Below are 19,200 nucleotides of genomic sequence, written 5' to 3' on the forward strand. Positions count from 1 at the left end.
AACGTGGCTATACTGAAAATACGAATTCACCAGAGAGGGGAAATAAAACATGGGATATTACGACGGACCAAACTTGAATGAAGAGCATAGTGAAACGAGAGAATTGAAAAAATCAGGTAGTAAAAAAGGGTATTTCTTCACAGGTTTAGTGGGAGCTGTAGTCGGGGCGGTTTCGATTAGTTTTGCAGCACCTTACATGCCGTGGATGCAAAATAATGGAGCGGCAGTTTCGTCATTTAATTCTAATCAACAAGTGGAGGGTACTGTAGCGCCTGTTGTTAATAAAGTGAAGGGCGAAACTGATTTACCAGGTATGGTTGAAGGTGCAAAGGATGTTGTAGTTGGGGTAATTAATATGCAACAAAGTGTTGATCCATTTGCTATACAACAGACGGGGCAAGAGCAAACAGCTGGTACAGGATCAGGTGTTATTTATAAAAAAGCAGGGAATAAAGCGTATATTGTAACGAATAACCACGTAGTAGATGGCGCAAATAAACTTGCTGTAAAACTAAGTGACGGAAAGCAAGTGGATGCAAAATTAGTTGGTAAAGATCCTTGGTTAGACTTAGCAGTTGTAGAGATTGATGGATCTACAGTTAATAAAGTTGCAACTTTAGGTGATTCAAGTAAACTTCGTGCCGGTGAAAAAGCTATTGCAATCGGTAACCCACTTGGATTTGACGGCAGTGTAACAGAAGGTATTATCAGTAGTAAAGAACGTGAAATTCCAGTAGATATTGATGGGGACAAACGTCCAGATTGGCAAGCACAAGTTATTCAAACAGATGCAGCGATTAACCCTGGTAATAGTGGTGGCGCGTTATTTAACCAAAACGGTGAATTAATTGGAATTAACTCAAGTAAAATTGCGCAGCAAGAAGTTGAGGGGATTGGTTTTGCGATTCCAATTAATGTTGCAAAACCAGTTATTGAATCTCTTGAAAAAGACGGAGTAGTGAAACGCCCAGCTCTTGGAGTAGGTGTAGTTTCATTAGAAGATGTGCAGGCTTATGCAGTAAACCAATTAAAAGTACCAAAAGAAGTAACAAATGGTGTTGTATTAGGTAAAATTTATCCAGTATCACCGGCAGAAAAAGCTGGTTTAGAGCAATATGATCTTGTAGTAGCATTAGATGATCAAAAAGTAGAAAATTCACTTCAGTTCCGTAAATATTTATATGAAAAGAAAAAAGTAGGCGAGAAAGTAGAAGTTACATTCTATCGCAACGGTCAAAAAATGACGAAAACAGCTACTTTAGCAGATAACTCAGCTACAAAGAATCAATAATCGGAATAAAAGAAAGTCTCTTTCATATTGAAAGAGACTTTCTTTATCGGCTATACTAAAGGAATAGGAGGGATTAATTATGAAAATTGAAAACCCAACTCGTACGGAAATTGGAGAAGTATTAAAGAAAAGCAAAACGATTGCGGTTGTTGGATTATCGGATAAACCAGAACGTACATCGTACATGGTTTCAAAAGCAATGCAAGATGCTGGGTATCGCATTATTCCAGTAAACCCAACAGTAGATGAGGTGCTTGGAGAAAAGGCCGTTTCTTCACTAAAAGATATTAAAGAGCACGTTGACATTGTAAATGTATTTCGTCGCTCAGAGTTTTTAATGGATGTTGCACAAGAGTTTGTTGAGATTGACGCAGATGTTTTTTGGGCACAATTAGGAGTACAAGATGAAGATACATATAAATTTTTAAAAGAAAAAGACTATACCGTAATAATGGATCGTTGTATTAAAGTAGAACATGCGATGACAAAATAGTATAGATTTTAAAGATAGAAAGATTGATTCAGCCCTTGTTATAGATAAGGAGGGCCGATGGACGAGGTGTTCATCATGAGATTTTTTAAAGGCTGTTTTTGGGGATTGTTACTTGTTATCCCATTTTGGATATTGATCATTTGGATCATGATAAAGGTTTGGAATGTGTAATCATGGAATACATATCCATTTCTCGTTGACAAACGATTATTTTTCTGAAATAGTAGCCTAGAGGAATCCTTGTGAAAAAACAAGGATTTTTCTATTGAAAATGGTATATAAAAGAGATAAGATAACTTGCCAAAACTATAGTCGAGGCGTTATTCTATAATAGAAACATATGTTCTGATTTGATTAGGAAAGGGGCAAGGAGTTTGGCGAAGCATCAGTTCCAATACAATGAAGATGCAATTCAAGTGTTAGAAGGACTTGAAGCCGTTCGAAAACGCCCGGGTATGTATATCGGGAGTACGGATAGCCGTGGATTGCATCATTTAGTATATGAAATAGTAGATAACTCCGTTGACGAAGCGTTAGCGGGATTTGGCGACGAAATTTCTGTCGTAATACATAAAGATAATAGTATTAGCGTTATTGATAAAGGGCGAGGAATGCCTACGGGAATGCATAAACTTGGGAAACCTACACCTGAAGTTATTTTAACTGTACTTCATGCTGGTGGTAAGTTTGGTCAAGGCGGCTATAAAACGAGTGGTGGTTTACACGGTGTTGGGGCATCAGTTGTAAACGCATTATCAGAATGGCTAGTTGTAACGATTAAGCGTGATGGAAACGTTTATGAACAACGCTTTGAAAATGGTGGTATCCCTGCAACGACGTTAGAGAAAATTGGGAAAACGAAAGAATCTGGTACAACGATGCACTTTAAACCAGATACAACGATTTTCAGTACAACAAATTACAATTATGAAACATTATGTGAAAGATTACGCGAATCAGCATTCTTATTAAAAGGAATGAAGATTTCAATAAAAGACGAACGAAATGATTTAGAAGATGTATTTCACTATGAAACAGGAATTGAAGCTTTCGTTTCATATTTAAACGAAGAAAAAGATTCCATTCATCCGGTTGTATACTTCACTGGTGAACAAAACGGGATTGAAGCAGAACTAGCATTTCAATTTAACGATGGCTACTCAGAAAACATTCTTTCGTTTGTAAATAACGTACGTACAAAAGATGGTGGAACACACGAAGCTGGGTTTAAAACAGCGATGACACGTGTGTTTAATGAGTATGCTCGTAAAGTTTCACTATTAAAAGAAAAAGATAAAAATTTAGAAGGTACAGATATCCGTGAAGGTGTAGCAGCTATCGTTTCTGTACGTGTACCAGAAGAGGTACTACAGTTTGAAGGGCAGACAAAAGGAAAATTAGGTACAAGTGAAGCACGTTCTTCAATTGATGCTATTGTATCTGAGCATTTGGCATACTTTTTAGAAGAAAATCCGGATGTAGCTACGCTTCTTGTGAGAAAAGCAGTGAAAGCAGCACAAGCGCGTGAGGCTGCTCGTAAAGCGAGAGAAGAAGCACGTAGTGGTAAGAAGAAGAAAAAATCAGAAGGTACATTAAGTGGTAAATTAACACCTGCACAATCACGTAATCCGCAAAAAAATGAATTATATTTAGTAGAGGGTGACTCTGCCGGTGGTTCTGCAAAGCAAGGACGAGATCGTCGTTTCCAAGCGGTATTACCGTTACGTGGTAAAGTAATTAATACAGAAAAAGCAAAGCTTGCTGATATCTTTAAAAATGAAGAGATTAATACAATCATTTATGCGATTGGTGGCGGCGTAGGAAATGAGTTCGATGTGGAAGATATTAACTACGATAAAGTGGTAATTATGACTGATGCCGATACAGATGGAGCTCACATTCAAGTATTGTTACTAACGTTCTTCTACAGATATATGAAACCACTTATCGAAGCTGGCAAAGTATTTATCGCACTTCCACCTTTATACAAAGTGAGTAAAGGTAAAGGGAAGAGTGAAGTAATTGAATATGCATGGTCAGATGAGGAATTAGATGGTGTAACGAAAAAGGTTGGAAAAGGCTATATGTTACAGCGCTACAAAGGACTTGGTGAAATGAATGCGGATCAATTATGGGAAACGACAATGAATCCTGAAACGCGTACTTTAATTCGTGTGAAAATCGATGATGCAGCAAGAGCAGAACGCCGTGTTACAACGTTAATGGGTGATAAAGTAGAACCTCGTCGTAAATGGATTGAACGCAACGTACAGTTCGGTATGCAAGAAGAAGGAAATATTTTAGAAAATGAAATGATTATGGAGACGGAGGTGGAATAACATGCAAGCAGAGAAGTTTCATGACCTCCCGCTTGAAGACGTGTTAGGTGACCGCTTTGCACGTTATAGTAAATATATTATTCAAGATCGTGCACTTCCAGATGCGCGTGATGGCTTAAAGCCAGTACAAAGACGTATTTTATATTCCATGTATGTAGAAGGTAATGTACATGATAAAGCGTTTCGTAAATCAGCCAAAACAGTCGGAAACGTTATCGGTAATTATCATCCGCATGGTGATTCCTCTGTATATGAGGCGATGGTGCGTTTAAGCCAAACTTGGAAAGTACGTAATGTTTTAGTTGAAATGCATGGTAATAATGGTAGTGTTGATGGCGATCCAGCAGCGGCAATGCGTTATACAGAAGCCCGCTTATCACCAATTGCATCTGAGTTATTACGTGATCTTGATAAAGAAACAGTGGAATTCGTGTCAAACTTTGATGATACGAGTGAAGAACCAGTTGTATTACCAGCAGCGTTCCCGAACTTATTAGTGAACGGATCTACAGGGATTTCCGCTGGTTATGCAACCGAAATTCCTCCGCATCATCTTGGAGAAGTTATTGATGCTACAATGATGCGTATTGATAAACCAAATAGTACTGTTGATGATTTATTAACAGTTATGAAAGGGCCAGATTTCCCAACTGGCGGTATTATTCAAGGGATTGATGGGATTAAAAAGGCGTATGAAACAGGAAAAGGTAAAATTATTATTCGTGGAAAAGCAGAAGTTGAAATGATGCGCGGTGGTGGTAAACAGCAAATCGTAATCACTGAAATTCCTTACGAAGTGAATAAAGCGAACCTTGTTAAGAAAATGGATGAACTACGTCTAGATAAAAAATTAGACGGTATTGCTGAAGTACGTGATGAGACAGATCGTACTGGTTTACGAATCGTTGTTGAATTAAAGAAAGAAGCAAACGCCGAAGGTATTTTAAATTATTTATATAAAAATACAGATTTACAAATTCCATATAACTTTAATATGGTAGCGATCAATAATCGTCGTCCAACACTTATGACATTACCGAAAATTTTGGATGCTTATATTGGACATCAAAAAGAGGTTATTACGAGACGTTCGCAATATGAATTAAGAAAAGCAGAAAACCGTCAACATATTGTAGAGGGTTTAAAGAAAGCATTATCGATTTTAGACCAAGTAATCGAAACAATCCGTGCTTCTAAAGATAAGCGTAATGCGAAAGATAATTTAAGTGCGAAATTTGGTTTTACAGAAGCGCAAGCGGAAGCGATTGTATCCTTGCAATTATATCGTTTAACGAATACAGATATTACAGCACTACAACAAGAAGCGGATGAGCTTAATAAGAAAATTATAGAACTACAGTCGATTTTACAAAGTGAAAAAAGATTACTTCAAGTAATTAAAACAGATTTAAAGAGAGTTAAGAAAACATATAGTGATGATCGACGTGCTATTATTGAAGACCAAATCGAGGAAATTAAAATAGATGTAGAAGTGATGATCCCACAAGAAGATGTCATCGTTACTGTAACGAAAGAAGGGTATGTGAAACGTACTGGATGGCGTTCACATAATGCCTCAAATGGCAAAGACTTCGGTATGAAAGAGGGTGACATCTTACTTGAACGATTTGATACGAATACGACAGAGACAGTCCTCTTATTCACGAATAAAGGAAACTATATATATCTGCCAGTATACGAAATGCCAGATATTCGTTGGAAAGATTTAGGTCAGCACGTTGCTAATATCGTTTCACTCGACCGAGATGAAACCATTATTTGGGCAACTGTCGTACCGAATTTTGAGGAAGAAAAGCGATTTATCGTATTTGTAACAAAGAATGGTATGATTAAGAAGACAGAATTAAACCAATATAAAGTACAGCGTTACTCAAGAGCGTTCGTTGCTGTAAACTTGAAAAAAGATGATGAAGTTGTCGATATATTTGCGACAGATGGAACGAGTGATATCGTTCTTGCTACACACGGTGCATATGCACTTATTTTCCATGAAGATGAAGTAAGTCCAGTCGGTGTAAGAGCCGCTGGTGTGAAAGCAATTAATTTAAAAGAAGATGACTATGTCGCTTCTGGTAAACCATTAAATGGTGACAAAGATCAACTTATTCTCGTAACGCAGCGCGGTGCTATAAAACGTCTAAAAGCATCAGAAATTGAGAAATCAACGAGGGCGAAGCGAGGTCTTGTTATTTTCAAAGAGTTAAAACGTAATCCATACCGTATTGTCGGTATTGAAATCGTTAGAGATGATGAACTAGTTTACATGAAGACAGAGAAACATATCGTAGAAGAAATTGATCCGAAAGCGTATCGAAATAAGGACCGGTATAGTAACGGTAGTTTAGTACTAGATGTTAATGATACTGGTGAAGTTATTGAAACGTGGACGAAAAAACGACCGGAATAAAAAAAGCATCTTGCCATGAATAATGGCAAGATGCTTTTTTCTAGGCAAATTATTATGTAAATAATAATAATCTTGTTATAATAACCGAATGAAATCGTTCTCATAAAGTGAAACTTTAATCAGTGGGGATTTTCTTTATCCCCGCTGATTATTAGTTGAACCAATCGGGCTTTTACGAACAGTTGATTCCTCGCCTAACTTCTTTGCTTTCGATGAATTTTGAGTTAGGAATCTTACTGCCCGTTAAAGCGGGATAAATGGAGGGGCAACATGAAAAAAATAGGTGTAGGGATTGTAGGGTTTGGATTTTCTAGTACAACATTTCACATCCCATTATTACAAACGATAGAAGAATACGATATTCGTGCCGTATTATCTTCAAAAGAAGAGATAGTAAAAGAAACATTACCGAATGCTAACGTCGTTAGTACAATTGATGAATTGGTGAAGCGGGCTGATATTGACTTAGTGGTCATTACTTCACCGAATACAACTCATTTTCCATATGTAAAAGAAGCAATATTAAACGGTAAGCATGTTGTTGTAGAGAAACCATTTGTTGTTTCAATTGAAGAAGGGGAAGAACTTATCGCATTAGCAAAGCAGCATAATGTCGTATTGAGCGTATATCATAATCGTCGTTTTGATAATGATTTCTTAACGATAAAGAAATTGTTAGAAGACAATAGACTAGGAAATGTATACGCATATGAAGCTCATTTTGATCGTTTCCGTCCTAATGTACGCGATCGCTGGAGAGAAAAGAATTTACCAGGATCAGGTATACTATATGATTTAGGGTCGCATTTAATTGACCAAGCATTATCATTATTTGGGAAACCAGATGCGATAAGTGCAGATGTGATCAAACAACGACCAGGTGCAGAAATTGATGACTACTTCCATGTTATACTTCACTACGGTGTGAAACGTGTCACTTTACATAGTAGCAGTTACGTAAAGCAAGCAGGTCCACACTTTACACTGCATGGAGATAAAGGTTCTATCGTGAAATACGGTATGGATTCACAGGAGGAACAATTAAAAAATGGAATGAAGCCAGGCGATAACAGTTATGGAGTAGACGCTGAAGAGAATTTTGCTACTTTAGATGCTGAAGAAAAGCTAGAGCGTATTCCGACAGAAGTTGGCTGTTATGACATGTATTATAAAGGTGTAAGAGATAGTATTGTAAATGGTGAGAAACCACCTGTAACAGCGCAAGAAGGCTTAGAAGTTATTCGACTTATTCAATTAGCAATTGAAAGTAGTGAAACGGGTAGAGTCATTCCTATAAAATAAAAAAGACACGAATTTCGTGTCTTTTTTATTAGGAATATGTGAATATGGCAAATTATTTAGTTTAGTCGTTTGTCATACATTAACTGGATTTGTATGCCGTAAGGATCTTCAATAATCCCATATGCTTCACTAAATATATTTTTTTCTAGCGGAGAGAGTATCTTCACGTTCTTATCGGAAATTAAATTATTATAAAATCTTTGTATTTCTTCTAAATTAGCGCTTTGAATGCAAAGTGACATATTATTTCCAACGTTATAACGTTCCTTAGGATTCATTGTATCTTCTGCTATCATTAGCTTTGTATTCCCAATTTGTAAAACAGAGTGAGCAATATGATCTTTATTTTCACTTGTAATTTTAAAAGAACGATCGCTTTTGGCTAGTTCTTCATACGTAACACTCATTAACTGCTTAGCTTCTAAATTGCGTGTATAAAAATTAATTGCCTCCTTTGCATGCCCATTCATGGAAAGAAAAATAGCTATTTCTAATGTCATAAATATATAACTCCTTTATTAGTTAATAATTATAATATAGACTAAAAAGGTTTCAATACATGATACCTTTAGGGAGGGAAATATGAAAAAAACGGAACGAATTAATGATATGCTTATTTTCTTAAATAATAAAAGGCATTTTAATTTAAAAGATTTAATGGTTAGATATGATATTTCTAAAAGTACAGCTTTACGAGATATTCAATCATTGGAAGAAATAGGTGTACCAATATATTCTGAATTAGGTAGAAATGGAAGTTATAAAATTATAGAAAATAGTGTGTTATCGCCAATTTATTTTAGTGTGGATGAAATGTATGCGTTATACTTTTCGATTCTTACATTAAATGGATACAAGACAAAACCATTTAATATAGAAAGTATTGCGCTTGAAAATAAATTTAAACATGTATTACCTGATAATGTGAGTAAAAATATTTCAATTATGGAACGAACGCTTTCTTTTGAAGTAACAAATCATAGTAATTTTAGTCCGTTCTTAAAAGAAATTTTACAGGGGATTTTTGCTGAGCGAGTTTATAATTTAACATATTTAAAAAAAGATGTGGAGAAAGTATTGGTCGCCCAATTTATTCGAATTGAATCTAAATTTGGCCAGTGGTATGCTAAAATCTTTAACTTTGAGACAAATCATGTTCAAATAATTAGATGTGATAAAATTCTTTTTATTGAGGAAACAAGCAATACGAATCCCAAAAATCTTGAAGAGTTGTTAAGTTATCTTACTAATTTTCATAGAAAGCCTGATGCAACTGATTTTATTGTCATTGTTAATCAAAAAGGAAAAGACATTTTTGATAAAGAGAATTATCCTTCCATGAAGATGCAAAAAGAAAATGAGAATTATAGTATAACAGGCTATTTTAACAAACAAGAAGTTGAGTTTATTTCAAGTTATTTTCTGAATTTCGGTGAAACGATTCTCTCCATTCAGCCTGTTATGCTAAAAGAGTTAATCTATAATAAGGTATTATCTATAAAGCAGCATTTAACTTCTTTAAGATAAAGTTAGTTTTAGTCATTTTTTGACATGAAAAAGCCCTTGAGATTTAAATGTCCAAAGGGCTTTTTTGTGATTTTATTTGTTTTTTAGAAAAAATTATTTTTCTGGGACGGACAGTCCATAAAAGAACATCGTAACGATATCTTGTATATGTTTTTCACGATCTCCTTCAAGAAGCTGTGCCCCAAAATCATCACCTAATTTAGTAAACATTTGAATGTACAGTAACATCATTTCTTTAGTAAGGTGAGGGTTAATTTCATTTTTTTGTTGTGCTTGTTCTAATATTTCTAAATACCATGGCAGAATTTTTTCATTTTGATACTTATAAATAAACTCTCGGAGAATCTCGTCCCTTTGCATCATTTGTAGTAACATATCAGGCTGAAATAATCCGCCAGTATTCATTTTTCGTACAATCATTTTTTGCATCATATCATGGAAAGGTAATTCTTCTTCAGCAAGCTCTTTATAATATTGAAATTCAGATATGATAAATTCTTGTATAAGTTCTCTAAATAATGCATCTTTACTTCCGAAATGATTATAAATGGTAACTTGAGAAACGTTTGCTTCTTTTGCGATATGTTCTATTTTCACTTCATTAAATCCACGTTCTGAAAATAATAAGAAAGCGGCCTCTTTAATTGCGCGTTTTTTCTTTTCTTTCACCTTTTCAAAGCCGTTCAATGCAATCACCTCAATTAAAATATACAAGAAAAAATAATGGAAAACAATATTTTTGAAATATGGACATATAAATATTTCAAAAAGTTGTTGCGAATATGAAAGATGAGGAGTACAATAATTTTGAAATATCATACATTAAATATTTCAAAAAATGAGGTGGAATTATGATTTCAGTTCAAAATGTCACAAAACAGTTTTCAAATGGAAAAGGTTTGTTTCATATAACCTTTGATGTAAAAGAAGGGGAAGTGTTCGGTTACTTAGGACCGAATGGTGCCGGGAAATCCACGACAATTCGTAATTTAATGGGATTTATAAAACCGACAGACGGAAAGTCTTCAATTTTCGGATTAGATTGTTGGAATGATGCTGCGAAAATTCAAAGAGAAGTCGGTTATTTACCAGGAGAAATTTCTTTTATTGAAGGAATGAATGGATTAGAGTTTCTAAATTTAATGCAAGGAATGCGTGGGTTAAAGGGTACGAAAAGACGAGATGAACTAATAGAACGTCTGCAATTCGATGTGAAAACACCGATTCGAAAAATGTCTAAAGGAATGAAGCAAAAAGTAGGGATTGTTGCTGCTTTTATGCATGATCCGGAAGTGTTAATTTTAGATGAACCAACATCAGGACTTGACCCACTTATGCAGCAAGTATTTATAGATTTAATAGTAGAGGAAAAGCAAAGAGGAAAAACAATTCTTATGTCTTCACATATTTTCACTGAAATTGAGCGTACGTGTGATCGAGTAGCGATTATTAAAGATGGTCGCCTTGTAACGGTTGAAAATATTCATGATTTACAAAGTATGAGACGACAGGTAATAGATGTAACCGTATCATCGCAAGAAGAGATTGAATCTCTGGCGCAATGTAATTTGCAATTTGAAGCGGTGAAAGGTAGAGAAGCATCGATTATTGTACAAGGAAACTATCAAACTGTTTTACAAACACTTTCAAACTATAATGTAACGGCACTTCAAACGAGAGCAATGGATTTAGAACATTTATTTATGCATTATTACGATAAGAAAGAAGGGGTAAAGCATGAATAAGCAATTGTTTTTAGCTAGTTTGAAAGAAACGCAAAAAAGCATTTTGAGTTATGCAACTGGTGCAGCCCTATATTTATGGTTGTTAATTTGGATCTTCCCTTCAATGGTATCAGCGAAAGGGTTAAATGAATTAATAAGTGCTATGCCTGATAGTGTGAAAAAAATTGTTGGTATGGAAAGTCCAATTCAAAACGTAATGGATTTTTTAGCTGGCGAATATTATAGTCTACTATTTATTATTATTTTAACAATTTTTTGCGTAACAGTTGCAACGCATTTAATTGCTCGTCATGTAGATAAAGGCGCAATGGCATACTTGCTAGCAACACCTGTATCTAGAGTGAAAATTGCAATCACGCAAGCTACTGTTCTCATATTGGGGTTACTAATCATTGTAATCGTCACTTATGTAGCGGGTATATTAGGTGCAGAATGGTTTTTAAAAGATAATAACTTAAATAAAGAATTATTTTTGAAGATAAACGTAGTTGGAGGGTTAATATTTTTAGTCGTTAGTGCTTATTCATTTTTCTTTTCTTGTATATGTAATGACGAAAGAAAGGCACTTAGCTATTCAGCAAGTTTAACTATTTTATTTTTCGCATTAGATATGGTAGGGAAATTAAGCGATAAGTTAGAGTGGATGAGAAATATATCATTATTTACGCTATTTCGTCCGAAAGAAATTGCTGAAGGAACGTATAATATATGGCCGGTAAGTATAGGGTTAACTGCTGGAGCACTTTGTATTTTCATCATAGCGATTGTAGTGTTTAGGAAGAGGGATTTACCGTTGTAAAGTAGAAAGTCCACTGAGAAAGTGGGCTTTTTTCATTTGTAAATTTCAACTGATATGTTTCTTGTGTAGCATTCTAAAAAGGATATTTACCTTTTTGTTTACAAAAATATTCGAAAAATTGAACCTTTTCATAGGCTCATCCGTCTAATACATGTAAAGTTAAATTTGAAGTGAGGATGAAACAGGAGGAGCAATTGTGAAAGTAATCCCTTTATATAAAATGATTGTAAAAGAAGAAACGGATGTTTCTTTAGCGAAAAAAGGTGATCATGAAGCGTTTATAGCGCTTATACATACAGAAAAAGTGAAGATGTATCGTATTGCAAAGGCTATGTTACGAGATGAGACAAATATAGAGGATGCGATACAGACAACAATTTTAAAAGCCTATGAAAATATAAAAAAATTAAAAAAAGAAGAGTTTTTTCAAACTTGGTTAATTCGAATTTTAATGAATGAATGTAACAATATTATTAGAGCGTATAAAAATGTAATTGTGACAGAAGAGAATGATTACAATATGAGTGCGTGTGATCAGTATGAAGATATAGATTTGTGTAATGCGATTCAATCGTTACATGAAGAGCTAAGAGCTGTTACGGTTCTTTATTACTATGAAGATATGAATCAAGATAGTATTGCGAAGCTTTTAGAAGTACCAAAAGGAACAGTGAAATCGAGATTGTCACGTGCGAGGGAACAACTGCAAAAACGATTAAAGATGGAAGAGGGGGTGTAAAGGATGGATAATGAAAAATTATTTGATGAGAAATTAAAAAAGAGAATAAAAGAAGAGAATGTTATAGTGCCGCCAGAATTAAATGACAAGATTAATGGTACACTACATAATCTGCCGGTAAAAAAGAAAGATTACAGAGTGTATACGATGGTTATAAGTGTTGCTGTTCTAGTGCTTTCAATTGTATCTATGTCTGAGTTTTCTATACAAAGCTTTGCGCAAAACGGTGGAGTATTTGAATATGTAAAGAAAACGGCATTTTCTGATTACGAAAACGAAGAGGAAATAAAGTCGAACGTAAATTATCCAGATAAAGAAAAGATTCATCAAAAGATGCTTGATTCAATTGATCATTTTAATAATATTTCAGGACAATTTGAGGAGTATTCTAGCTCTTCAAGAATTGCTACAACATATAAATATGCAATTAATACAGAAAAGCAAAGAGGTATCTCTTCTAAAGAAGATAAACTATCGAAAAAACGAACGCTTATATATAACGAGGGCAAGAAAAAAGAATTTGATGACGAGAAGTATACATATAAAGAGACAAAATGGATCCCGAAAGAAAGAAACAATGAACTATTAAAATTAAATCCTACGGAAAGGTTATTGAGAAAATCAGGTGAGAAAAAAAGATATGATGATGAATATGTGGGATTCGCGAAGTCTAGTATTCAATCAGAATTTGCTGATTTATTAATCCGATATAAAGATTGGAATTATAAAGAAACGAAGTATCTTGGACTTGATTGCTACAAAATAGAAGGGACAATAAACATAGAAATGCCTGCAAGTACATCTGAAGATTTAAGAGGGAAATTTGAAATGGTTGTAGAGAAAAATACAGGGATTATGTTGAAGTTTCTTAGTTTCCACGAAGGTATGATTCAATATTCGATTACGACCGAATGGATACAAATAGATAAAGGATTGAAAGAGAATGCATTTCAAAAGGAAAGCGCTAATTATGAGAAATTGAAAAATATATTAGATGAATAGAAAACGGAGGAAACTATATGGAGAATCACTCTTCTTCAAGAGAAAAGAAAAATAAACGAAAATATAAAAAGACAACGATAATAAGTGTATTGTTAGTAGTATTACTATTTGGCGGAGTTGGATATGGTGCTTACGTATATATGAAAACTTCTAATCTAGTACAAAAATCAAATGTTAATTTAGCACGTGGTGAAAAATCAAATTTACGTGAGGAAACTGTAAAGCCGATTACCAATAATGTTTCACTTTTAATTATGGGAATTGATGAAAATCAAGAACGACAAAAGGAGTATAATGGTGCATTTCATACAGATGCGTTATTGTTGGCTACTTTTAATAAAGACGATAAGACTGTGAAATTAACAAGCATACCACGTGATACATATACATATGTTCCAATTGAAAAGAAAAAGGATAAAATAACGCATGCATATGGAAGAGGGTTTATTAAAAATGGTAAAGATGGGGGGCCGCAAGCATCTGTTGAAGCAGTAGAAAAACTATTGCAAGTTCCAGTTGATTATTTTGTGAAGTTTAATTTCAGCTCATTTATTAAAATTGTTGATGGGTTAGATGGTATTGAAGTAGATGTCCCAGTTGAATTTACAGAACAAAATAGTAAAGATGAACCTGACGCGATTCATTTGAAAAAAGGACTACAAAAATTAACAGGGGAAGAAGCACTCGCACTAGCAAGAACGCGCCATATTGATAGTGATGCAATGAGAGGTCAGCGCCAACAACTTGTTATTGAAGCGATTTTAAGTAAATTAAAAAGTGTAGGTTCAATTACAAAGCTAGAGAAGATGGTTGAGGCAGTTGACGGTGATTTTAAAACAAATTTAGCAATGGATGATATTTTATCTTTTTATAAATATGGTTTAAATGGTTCGATTGAAAAGACTCAATTAGCCGGTGATGATCTATATTTACCTAACGGACCAAAGGGACAACCTGTATATTATTATAACCCTAATAAAAAAGATTTACAGAGTTTGAGTAATACTCTTAGAACACACCTTGGATTAAGTGAGAAGCAGATTGAGGAGAATTGAAGCAGACGTAATGTCTGCTTTTTTATCTCTTTCGGCAAGAAGACTCTATCTGATTTGTGTTACGGGTGAAACTCAACAATTCAGGTGGTGATGAATTGCCGTCAGAAGCACGTGCCATCGTTAATTTAATTGGTAACGGTGTTGCGAAAAGTGAAAATGAATTCGACGATGAGAAATATACAACAGTAGTAGAGCAAATGAAAAGAGAGAAAATGGCCGGATAAAAAGTCAGCATTGCTGGATTTTTTATTTTTGTAGGAAAGAAATTTCTAAAAATATACATTATTTATTAACAATAACTTATAGAGATTTAAGTTATAAATATAATAAACACTATTAAAATGGTACATTTGCATGAATAGGAAATAGAATGTGAATAGTATATGGAATTTTTATGAATATTACTGTAAAAAATAATTTTTTAAAAATTTTTAATAATAATACTTTACAAAATTTAAAAAATTAGTAGAATAAGAATTAATAAGAATCGTCTGATAAATATATAAAGAAAAACAGAATTATCAGAAAATTCTTGAATAGGTATCGTTTAGAATTAGGGAGGGTACAGAAAATGAAAAAGAAACAAATGAAAAAACTAACAGCAGTTGTAGCACCAGTTTTAGCAATGAGCATGGCGTTAACAGCATGTTCTACATCAGGTGGAGATAAGAAGACAAGCACAAATTCTAGCTCTAGTGGAGATAGTAAGTCAGGGGAAAAATTAGCAGCAAAACAAGTATTAAATCGAACAGTAACACAAGAGATTCCGACAATGGACTCTTCAAAATCAACTGATACAGTATCTTCACAAATGCTAGGGAATACGATGGAAGGGTTATATCGTCTAGATAAAGATAATAAGCCAATTCCAGCAGCAGCAGAATCTAGCACGAAAAGTGAAGATGGTAAAAAATATACATTCAAACTACGCAAAGATGCAAAATGGTCAAATGGAGATCCAGTAACTGCGAAAGATTTCGTATACGCTTGGCAACGTCTATTAGATCCAAAAACTGCTGCTGAGTATGCATTTATCGCATTCCCGATTAAAAATGCAGAAGTGGTTAATAAAGGAGAAAAACCTGTAGCTGAATTAGGCGTGAAGGCGGTAGATGATCTGACGCTTGAAGTTGAGTTAGAGCAAGCAGTACCGTACTTCTTAAACTTAGTAGCATTCCCATCATACTATCCATTAAACGAAAAGTTCGTTAAAGAAAAGGGCGAGAAGTTCGGTTTAGAGTCTGATACAACTGTCTATAACGGACCGTTCGTTCTTAAAGATTGGAAGCATGAACAAGGATGGCAATTAAAGAAAAATGATCAATATTGGGATAAAAAGACTGTAAAACTTGAAGAAGTTAACTTTAGTGTTGTTAAAGAGGCTGCGACTTTAGTCAATCTATATGATAGCGGTCAAGTTGACTTTGCTTTATTAAATGGAGAGTTCGTTGATAAATACAGAAGTAAGAAAGATGAATTCGGAACATATTCACAAGTGAGTACGTACTTCATTCGTATGAACCAAAAACGTGATGGACAAGATACGCCATTAAAGAGCAAAAAATTACGTGAAGCAATTGCGCTATCAATTGATAAAAAGAATTTAGCAAACGTAATTTTAAATGATGGATCAAAAGAAATTAACTCTTTAGTACCAAAAGGCTTAGCAGCTGGACCGGACGGTAAAGACTTCCAAGAAACATTTAAAAATGGTTTGAAACCAGATGCGAAAAAAGCTGCTGCAGCTTGGGAAGAAGCGAAAAAAGAACTTGGAAAAGATCAAGTTACAATTGAATTCTTAAACTACGATACTGGTAATGCGAAAAAAGTTGGAGAATACATTAAAGACCAGATTGAGAAAAACTTAAAAGGTGTAACAGTTAACATTAAGCTTCAACCATTTAAGCAAAAACTAAAATTAGAATCTGAGCAACAATATGATATTTCGTATGGTGGTTGGAATCCAGATTATGCAGATCCAATGACATTCTTAGATATGTTTGAGTCTAAGCATTCTCACAACCAAATGAGCTTCTCTGATCCTAAATATGATGAAATGGTGAAGAAGGCTGGAACTGAATTAATGAATGATGCGAAAAAACGTTGGGAAGAGCTAGGGAAAGCTGAAAAAACATTACTTGAAGAAGATGCAGCGATTGTACCTTTATACCAACGTGGAGATTCTTATGTTTTACAACCAAATGTAAAAGGTGTAGTAAAACATAATATCAGTCCAGAATTCAGCTTTAAATGGGCATATGTAACTGAAAAATAATAGTGATTCAAAAGCATTTCAAAGCGGCTATGCTACTTTGAAATGCTTTTTTTAGTGTGCTTAAAATATTAATTTTTAGTACAGTTAAATAGAGAAGAATAAGGCCTATAGTGTGTACATATAGTAGATGGGGGATAAATCATACTAAATTATGAGTTAAAAAATCAGAATATTTAAAATAAAACTATTTACAAATACGGGAAAAAGAGTAGAATAACATTAGTTGTAATTTTCTGAAAACGAATATTAACTAGGGGTCTCTCAAGGTTTGGTAATGTACGTATAATTAGGGAGGATACAAAAATGAAGAGAAAAAAGATGAAAAAGTTAACGGCAGTTGTAGTACCGGTTTTAGCGATGAGTATGGCATTAACAGCATGCTCTGGGTCAGGTGAGGGAAAGAAAACGAATACTACATCTAATAGTGGGGAAGAAAAAAAATCTGATATTAAGTATGCAGCGAAACAAGTATTAAATCGTACAGAAAATCAAGAAATTCCAACGATGGACACTTCTAAATCTACTGATACGTTAGGTGCACAAATCTTAGGAAACACGATGGAAGGATTGTATCGTCTTGATAAAGATAATAAGCCAATTCCTGCAGCAGCAGAATCTAGTACGAAAAGCGAGGATGGCAAAAAATATACATTTAAACTACGTAAAGACGCGAAATGGTCGAATGGTGATCCTGTAACAGCGAAGGATTTCGTATATGGATGGCAGCGCTTACTTGACAAAAATACAGCTGCAGAATATGCGTTTATTGCCTATTATATTAAAAATGCAGAGGCAATTAATAAAGGAGAAAAACCTGTAACAGAATTAGGGGCAAAAGCGGTAGATGATTATACATTAGAAGTAGAATTAGAAAAGCCAGTACCATATTTCTTAAATTTACTAGCATTCCCATCATATTATCCGCTAAATGAAAAGTTTGTAAAAGAAAAAGGCGATAAGTTCGGTTTAGAAGCAGATACAACGGTGTATAATGGGCCATTCGTTATGGCTTCATGGAAACATGAACAAGGGTGGCAATTGAAGAAAAATGATAAATATTGGGATAAAAAGACTGTGAAACTAGAAGAAATTAATTACAGTGTTGTAAAAGAAGTTGCTACGAAAGTAAATTTATATGATACAGGATCGATTGATTTTACATTACTATCAGGAGAATTCGTAGATAAATATAAGTCGAATAAAGATGAATACGGTGAGTATGCAGAATCAAGCACATTCTTCTTACGTTTAAATCAAAAACGTAACGGACAAGATACGCCATTAAAGAGCAAAAAGCTTCGTGAAGCAATTGCATTATCAGTTGATAAAAAAGGCTTGGCGAATGTAATTTTAAATAATGGATCAAAAGCAACGGATCAATTAGTTCCAAAAGGGCTTGCATCAGGACCGGACGGTAAAGATTACCAAGATACATTTAAAAATGGCCTGAAATATGATCCGAAAAAAGGCGCAGCAGCATGGGAAGAAGCGAAAAAAGAACTTGGAAAAGATCAAGTTACAATTGAATTGTTAAGTTATGATGATGGGGTTGCGAAGAAAATCGGAGACTATGTAAAAGATCAAATTGAGAAGAATTTAAAAGGCGTAACGATTAATACGAAAATTCAGCCGTTCAAACAAAAGTTAAAATTAGAGTCAGCTCAAGATTATGAAATCTCTTACGCTGGTTGGAGCCCAGACTATGCGGATCCAATGACGTTTATTGATATGTTTGAATCGAAGAGCCCATATAACCAAATGAGTTATTCAAATCCAAAATACGATGAAATGGTAGGGAAAGCAGGTAATGAATTACTGTCTGATCCGAAGAAGCGTTGGGAAACGTTAGGAAAAGCAGAAAAATTATTCCTTGAAGAAGATGCAGGATTAGTTCCTTTATATCAAACAGGAAGATCGTATGTAATGAAGCCAAATGTAAAAGGAATTGTTAAGCATAACATTAGTCCAGAATATAGTTTTAAGTGGGCATATGTAACTGAGGATGGCGGAAAAAAATAATATGAAAGCATTTCAAAAGTGGCTGAGCTGCTTTTGAAATGTTCTTTTATATGTATAAGAGAATAGAGTATTTTTTGAGAGCGATTTCAAAACATCGCTGTAGTGGTGTTCAGTAACGGTTATACATGAATAAAACAAATATAAAATTTAGTAATAGAGAAGAATAAGGGTAGCCATGTATACATA

15 protein-coding genes and 1 pseudogene are annotated in these 19,200 nt (G+C 34.3%); 14 read left to right on the forward strand and 2 right to left on the reverse strand.

Going from position 1 to position 19,200, the window contains the following annotated elements:
- Positions 1 to 49 precede the first annotated feature (49 nt).
- From EUC40_RS09155 to EUC40_RS09175, 5 genes are all read left to right on the forward strand, one after another.
- The gene (locus EUC40_RS09155; protein ID WP_000542624.1) at positions 50 to 1,291 is read left to right on the forward strand and encodes a S1C family serine protease; all 1,242 of its coding nucleotides are present in this window, start codon (positions 50 to 52) and stop codon (positions 1,289 to 1,291) included.
- 79 nt (positions 1,292 to 1,370) lie between these two features.
- Entirely contained in the window at positions 1,371 to 1,784 is a 414-nt protein-coding gene (locus EUC40_RS09160; RefSeq protein WP_000687810.1) for a CoA-binding protein, read from the forward strand.
- Between the two features lie 374 nt (positions 1,785 to 2,158).
- Positions 2,159 to 4,123: a DNA topoisomerase IV subunit B gene (gene parE, locus EUC40_RS09165; protein ID WP_001062209.1), complete on the forward strand. Its 1,965-nt coding sequence runs from the start codon at positions 2,159 to 2,161 to the stop codon at positions 4,121 to 4,123.
- A 1-nt stretch (position 4,124) separates the two neighbouring features.
- Positions 4,125 to 6,551 (forward strand): DNA topoisomerase IV subunit A, encoded by a 2,427-nt coding sequence (parC, locus tag EUC40_RS09170; RefSeq protein WP_156574551.1) that lies wholly within the window; start codon positions 4,125 to 4,127, stop codon positions 6,549 to 6,551.
- A 270-nt stretch (positions 6,552 to 6,821) separates the two neighbouring features.
- Entirely contained in the window at positions 6,822 to 7,853 is a 1,032-nt protein-coding gene (locus tag EUC40_RS09175; RefSeq protein WP_156574553.1) for an oxidoreductase, read from the forward strand.
- A gap of 56 nt (positions 7,854 to 7,909) precedes the next feature.
- Here the strand turns inward: EUC40_RS09175 and EUC40_RS09180 are convergent, their stop codons facing one another.
- Positions 7,910 to 8,353: a VOC family protein gene (locus tag EUC40_RS09180; RefSeq protein WP_156574555.1), complete on the reverse strand. Its 444-nt coding sequence runs from the start codon at positions 8,351 to 8,353 to the stop codon at positions 7,910 to 7,912.
- 82 nt (positions 8,354 to 8,435) lie between these two features.
- Between EUC40_RS09180 and EUC40_RS09185 the strand changes: the two genes are divergently transcribed.
- Complete coding sequence (locus EUC40_RS09185; protein ID WP_156574557.1) at positions 8,436 to 9,380, forward strand: helix-turn-helix transcriptional regulator; 945 nt, start codon at positions 8,436 to 8,438, stop codon at positions 9,378 to 9,380.
- Positions 9,381 to 9,473: 93 nt separating this feature from the next.
- On the opposite strand, the gene EUC40_RS09190 is transcribed toward EUC40_RS09185, so the two are convergent.
- Complete coding sequence (locus tag EUC40_RS09190; protein ID WP_187130355.1) at positions 9,474 to 10,076, reverse strand: TetR/AcrR family transcriptional regulator; 603 nt, start codon at positions 10,074 to 10,076, stop codon at positions 9,474 to 9,476.
- 155 nt (positions 10,077 to 10,231) lie between these two features.
- On the opposite strand from EUC40_RS09190, the gene EUC40_RS09195 reads away from it, so the two are divergent.
- The 8 genes and pseudogenes from EUC40_RS09195 to EUC40_RS09230 all read left to right on the forward strand — a co-directional run bounded on the left by EUC40_RS09195 (position 10,232) and on the right by EUC40_RS09230 (position 19,014).
- Positions 10,232 to 11,125: an ABC transporter ATP-binding protein gene (locus EUC40_RS09195; protein WP_156574559.1), complete on the forward strand. Its 894-nt coding sequence runs from the start codon at positions 10,232 to 10,234 to the stop codon at positions 11,123 to 11,125.
- Positions 11,118 to 11,924, forward strand: coding sequence for an ABC transporter permease subunit (locus EUC40_RS09200; RefSeq protein WP_156574561.1), 807 nt, complete (start codon positions 11,118 to 11,120; stop codon positions 11,922 to 11,924). Before EUC40_RS09195 ends, EUC40_RS09200 begins: the two co-directional genes overlap by 8 nt.
- A gap of 196 nt (positions 11,925 to 12,120) precedes the next feature.
- On the forward strand, positions 12,121 to 12,663 hold the full coding sequence (locus tag EUC40_RS09205) for an RNA polymerase sigma factor (protein ID WP_156574564.1): 543 nt from the start codon (positions 12,121 to 12,123) through the stop codon (positions 12,661 to 12,663).
- A gap of 3 nt (positions 12,664 to 12,666) precedes the next feature.
- On the forward strand, positions 12,667 to 13,665 hold the full coding sequence (locus EUC40_RS09210; RefSeq protein WP_156574566.1) for an anti-sigma factor: 999 nt from the start codon (positions 12,667 to 12,669) through the stop codon (positions 13,663 to 13,665).
- A gap of 17 nt (positions 13,666 to 13,682) precedes the next feature.
- Positions 13,683 to 14,720 carry an LCP family protein gene (locus tag EUC40_RS09215; RefSeq protein ID WP_071711379.1) on the forward strand — a complete coding sequence of 346 codons (1,038 nt, stop codon included), beginning with the start codon at positions 13,683 to 13,685 and terminating at the stop codon, positions 14,718 to 14,720.
- A gap of 83 nt (positions 14,721 to 14,803) precedes the next feature.
- A pseudogene (locus EUC40_RS27180) lies at positions 14,804 to 14,944 on the forward strand (C4-dicarboxylate ABC transporter); the annotation flags it as partial.
- A gap of 347 nt (positions 14,945 to 15,291) precedes the next feature.
- Positions 15,292 to 16,995 carry a peptide ABC transporter substrate-binding protein gene (locus EUC40_RS09225; RefSeq protein ID WP_156574568.1) on the forward strand — a complete coding sequence of 568 codons (1,704 nt, stop codon included), beginning with the start codon at positions 15,292 to 15,294 and terminating at the stop codon, positions 16,993 to 16,995.
- 303 nt (positions 16,996 to 17,298) lie between these two features.
- On the forward strand, positions 17,299 to 19,014 hold the full coding sequence (locus EUC40_RS09230) for a peptide ABC transporter substrate-binding protein (RefSeq protein ID WP_000823461.1): 1,716 nt from the start codon (positions 17,299 to 17,301) through the stop codon (positions 19,012 to 19,014).
- The last annotated feature ends 186 nt before the right edge of the window (positions 19,015 to 19,200 follow it).

It is taken from the genome of Bacillus luti, assembly GCF_009739945.1.
GTDB classification, from domain to species: Bacteria; Bacillota; Bacilli; order Bacillales; family Bacillaceae_G; genus Bacillus_A; species Bacillus_A luti.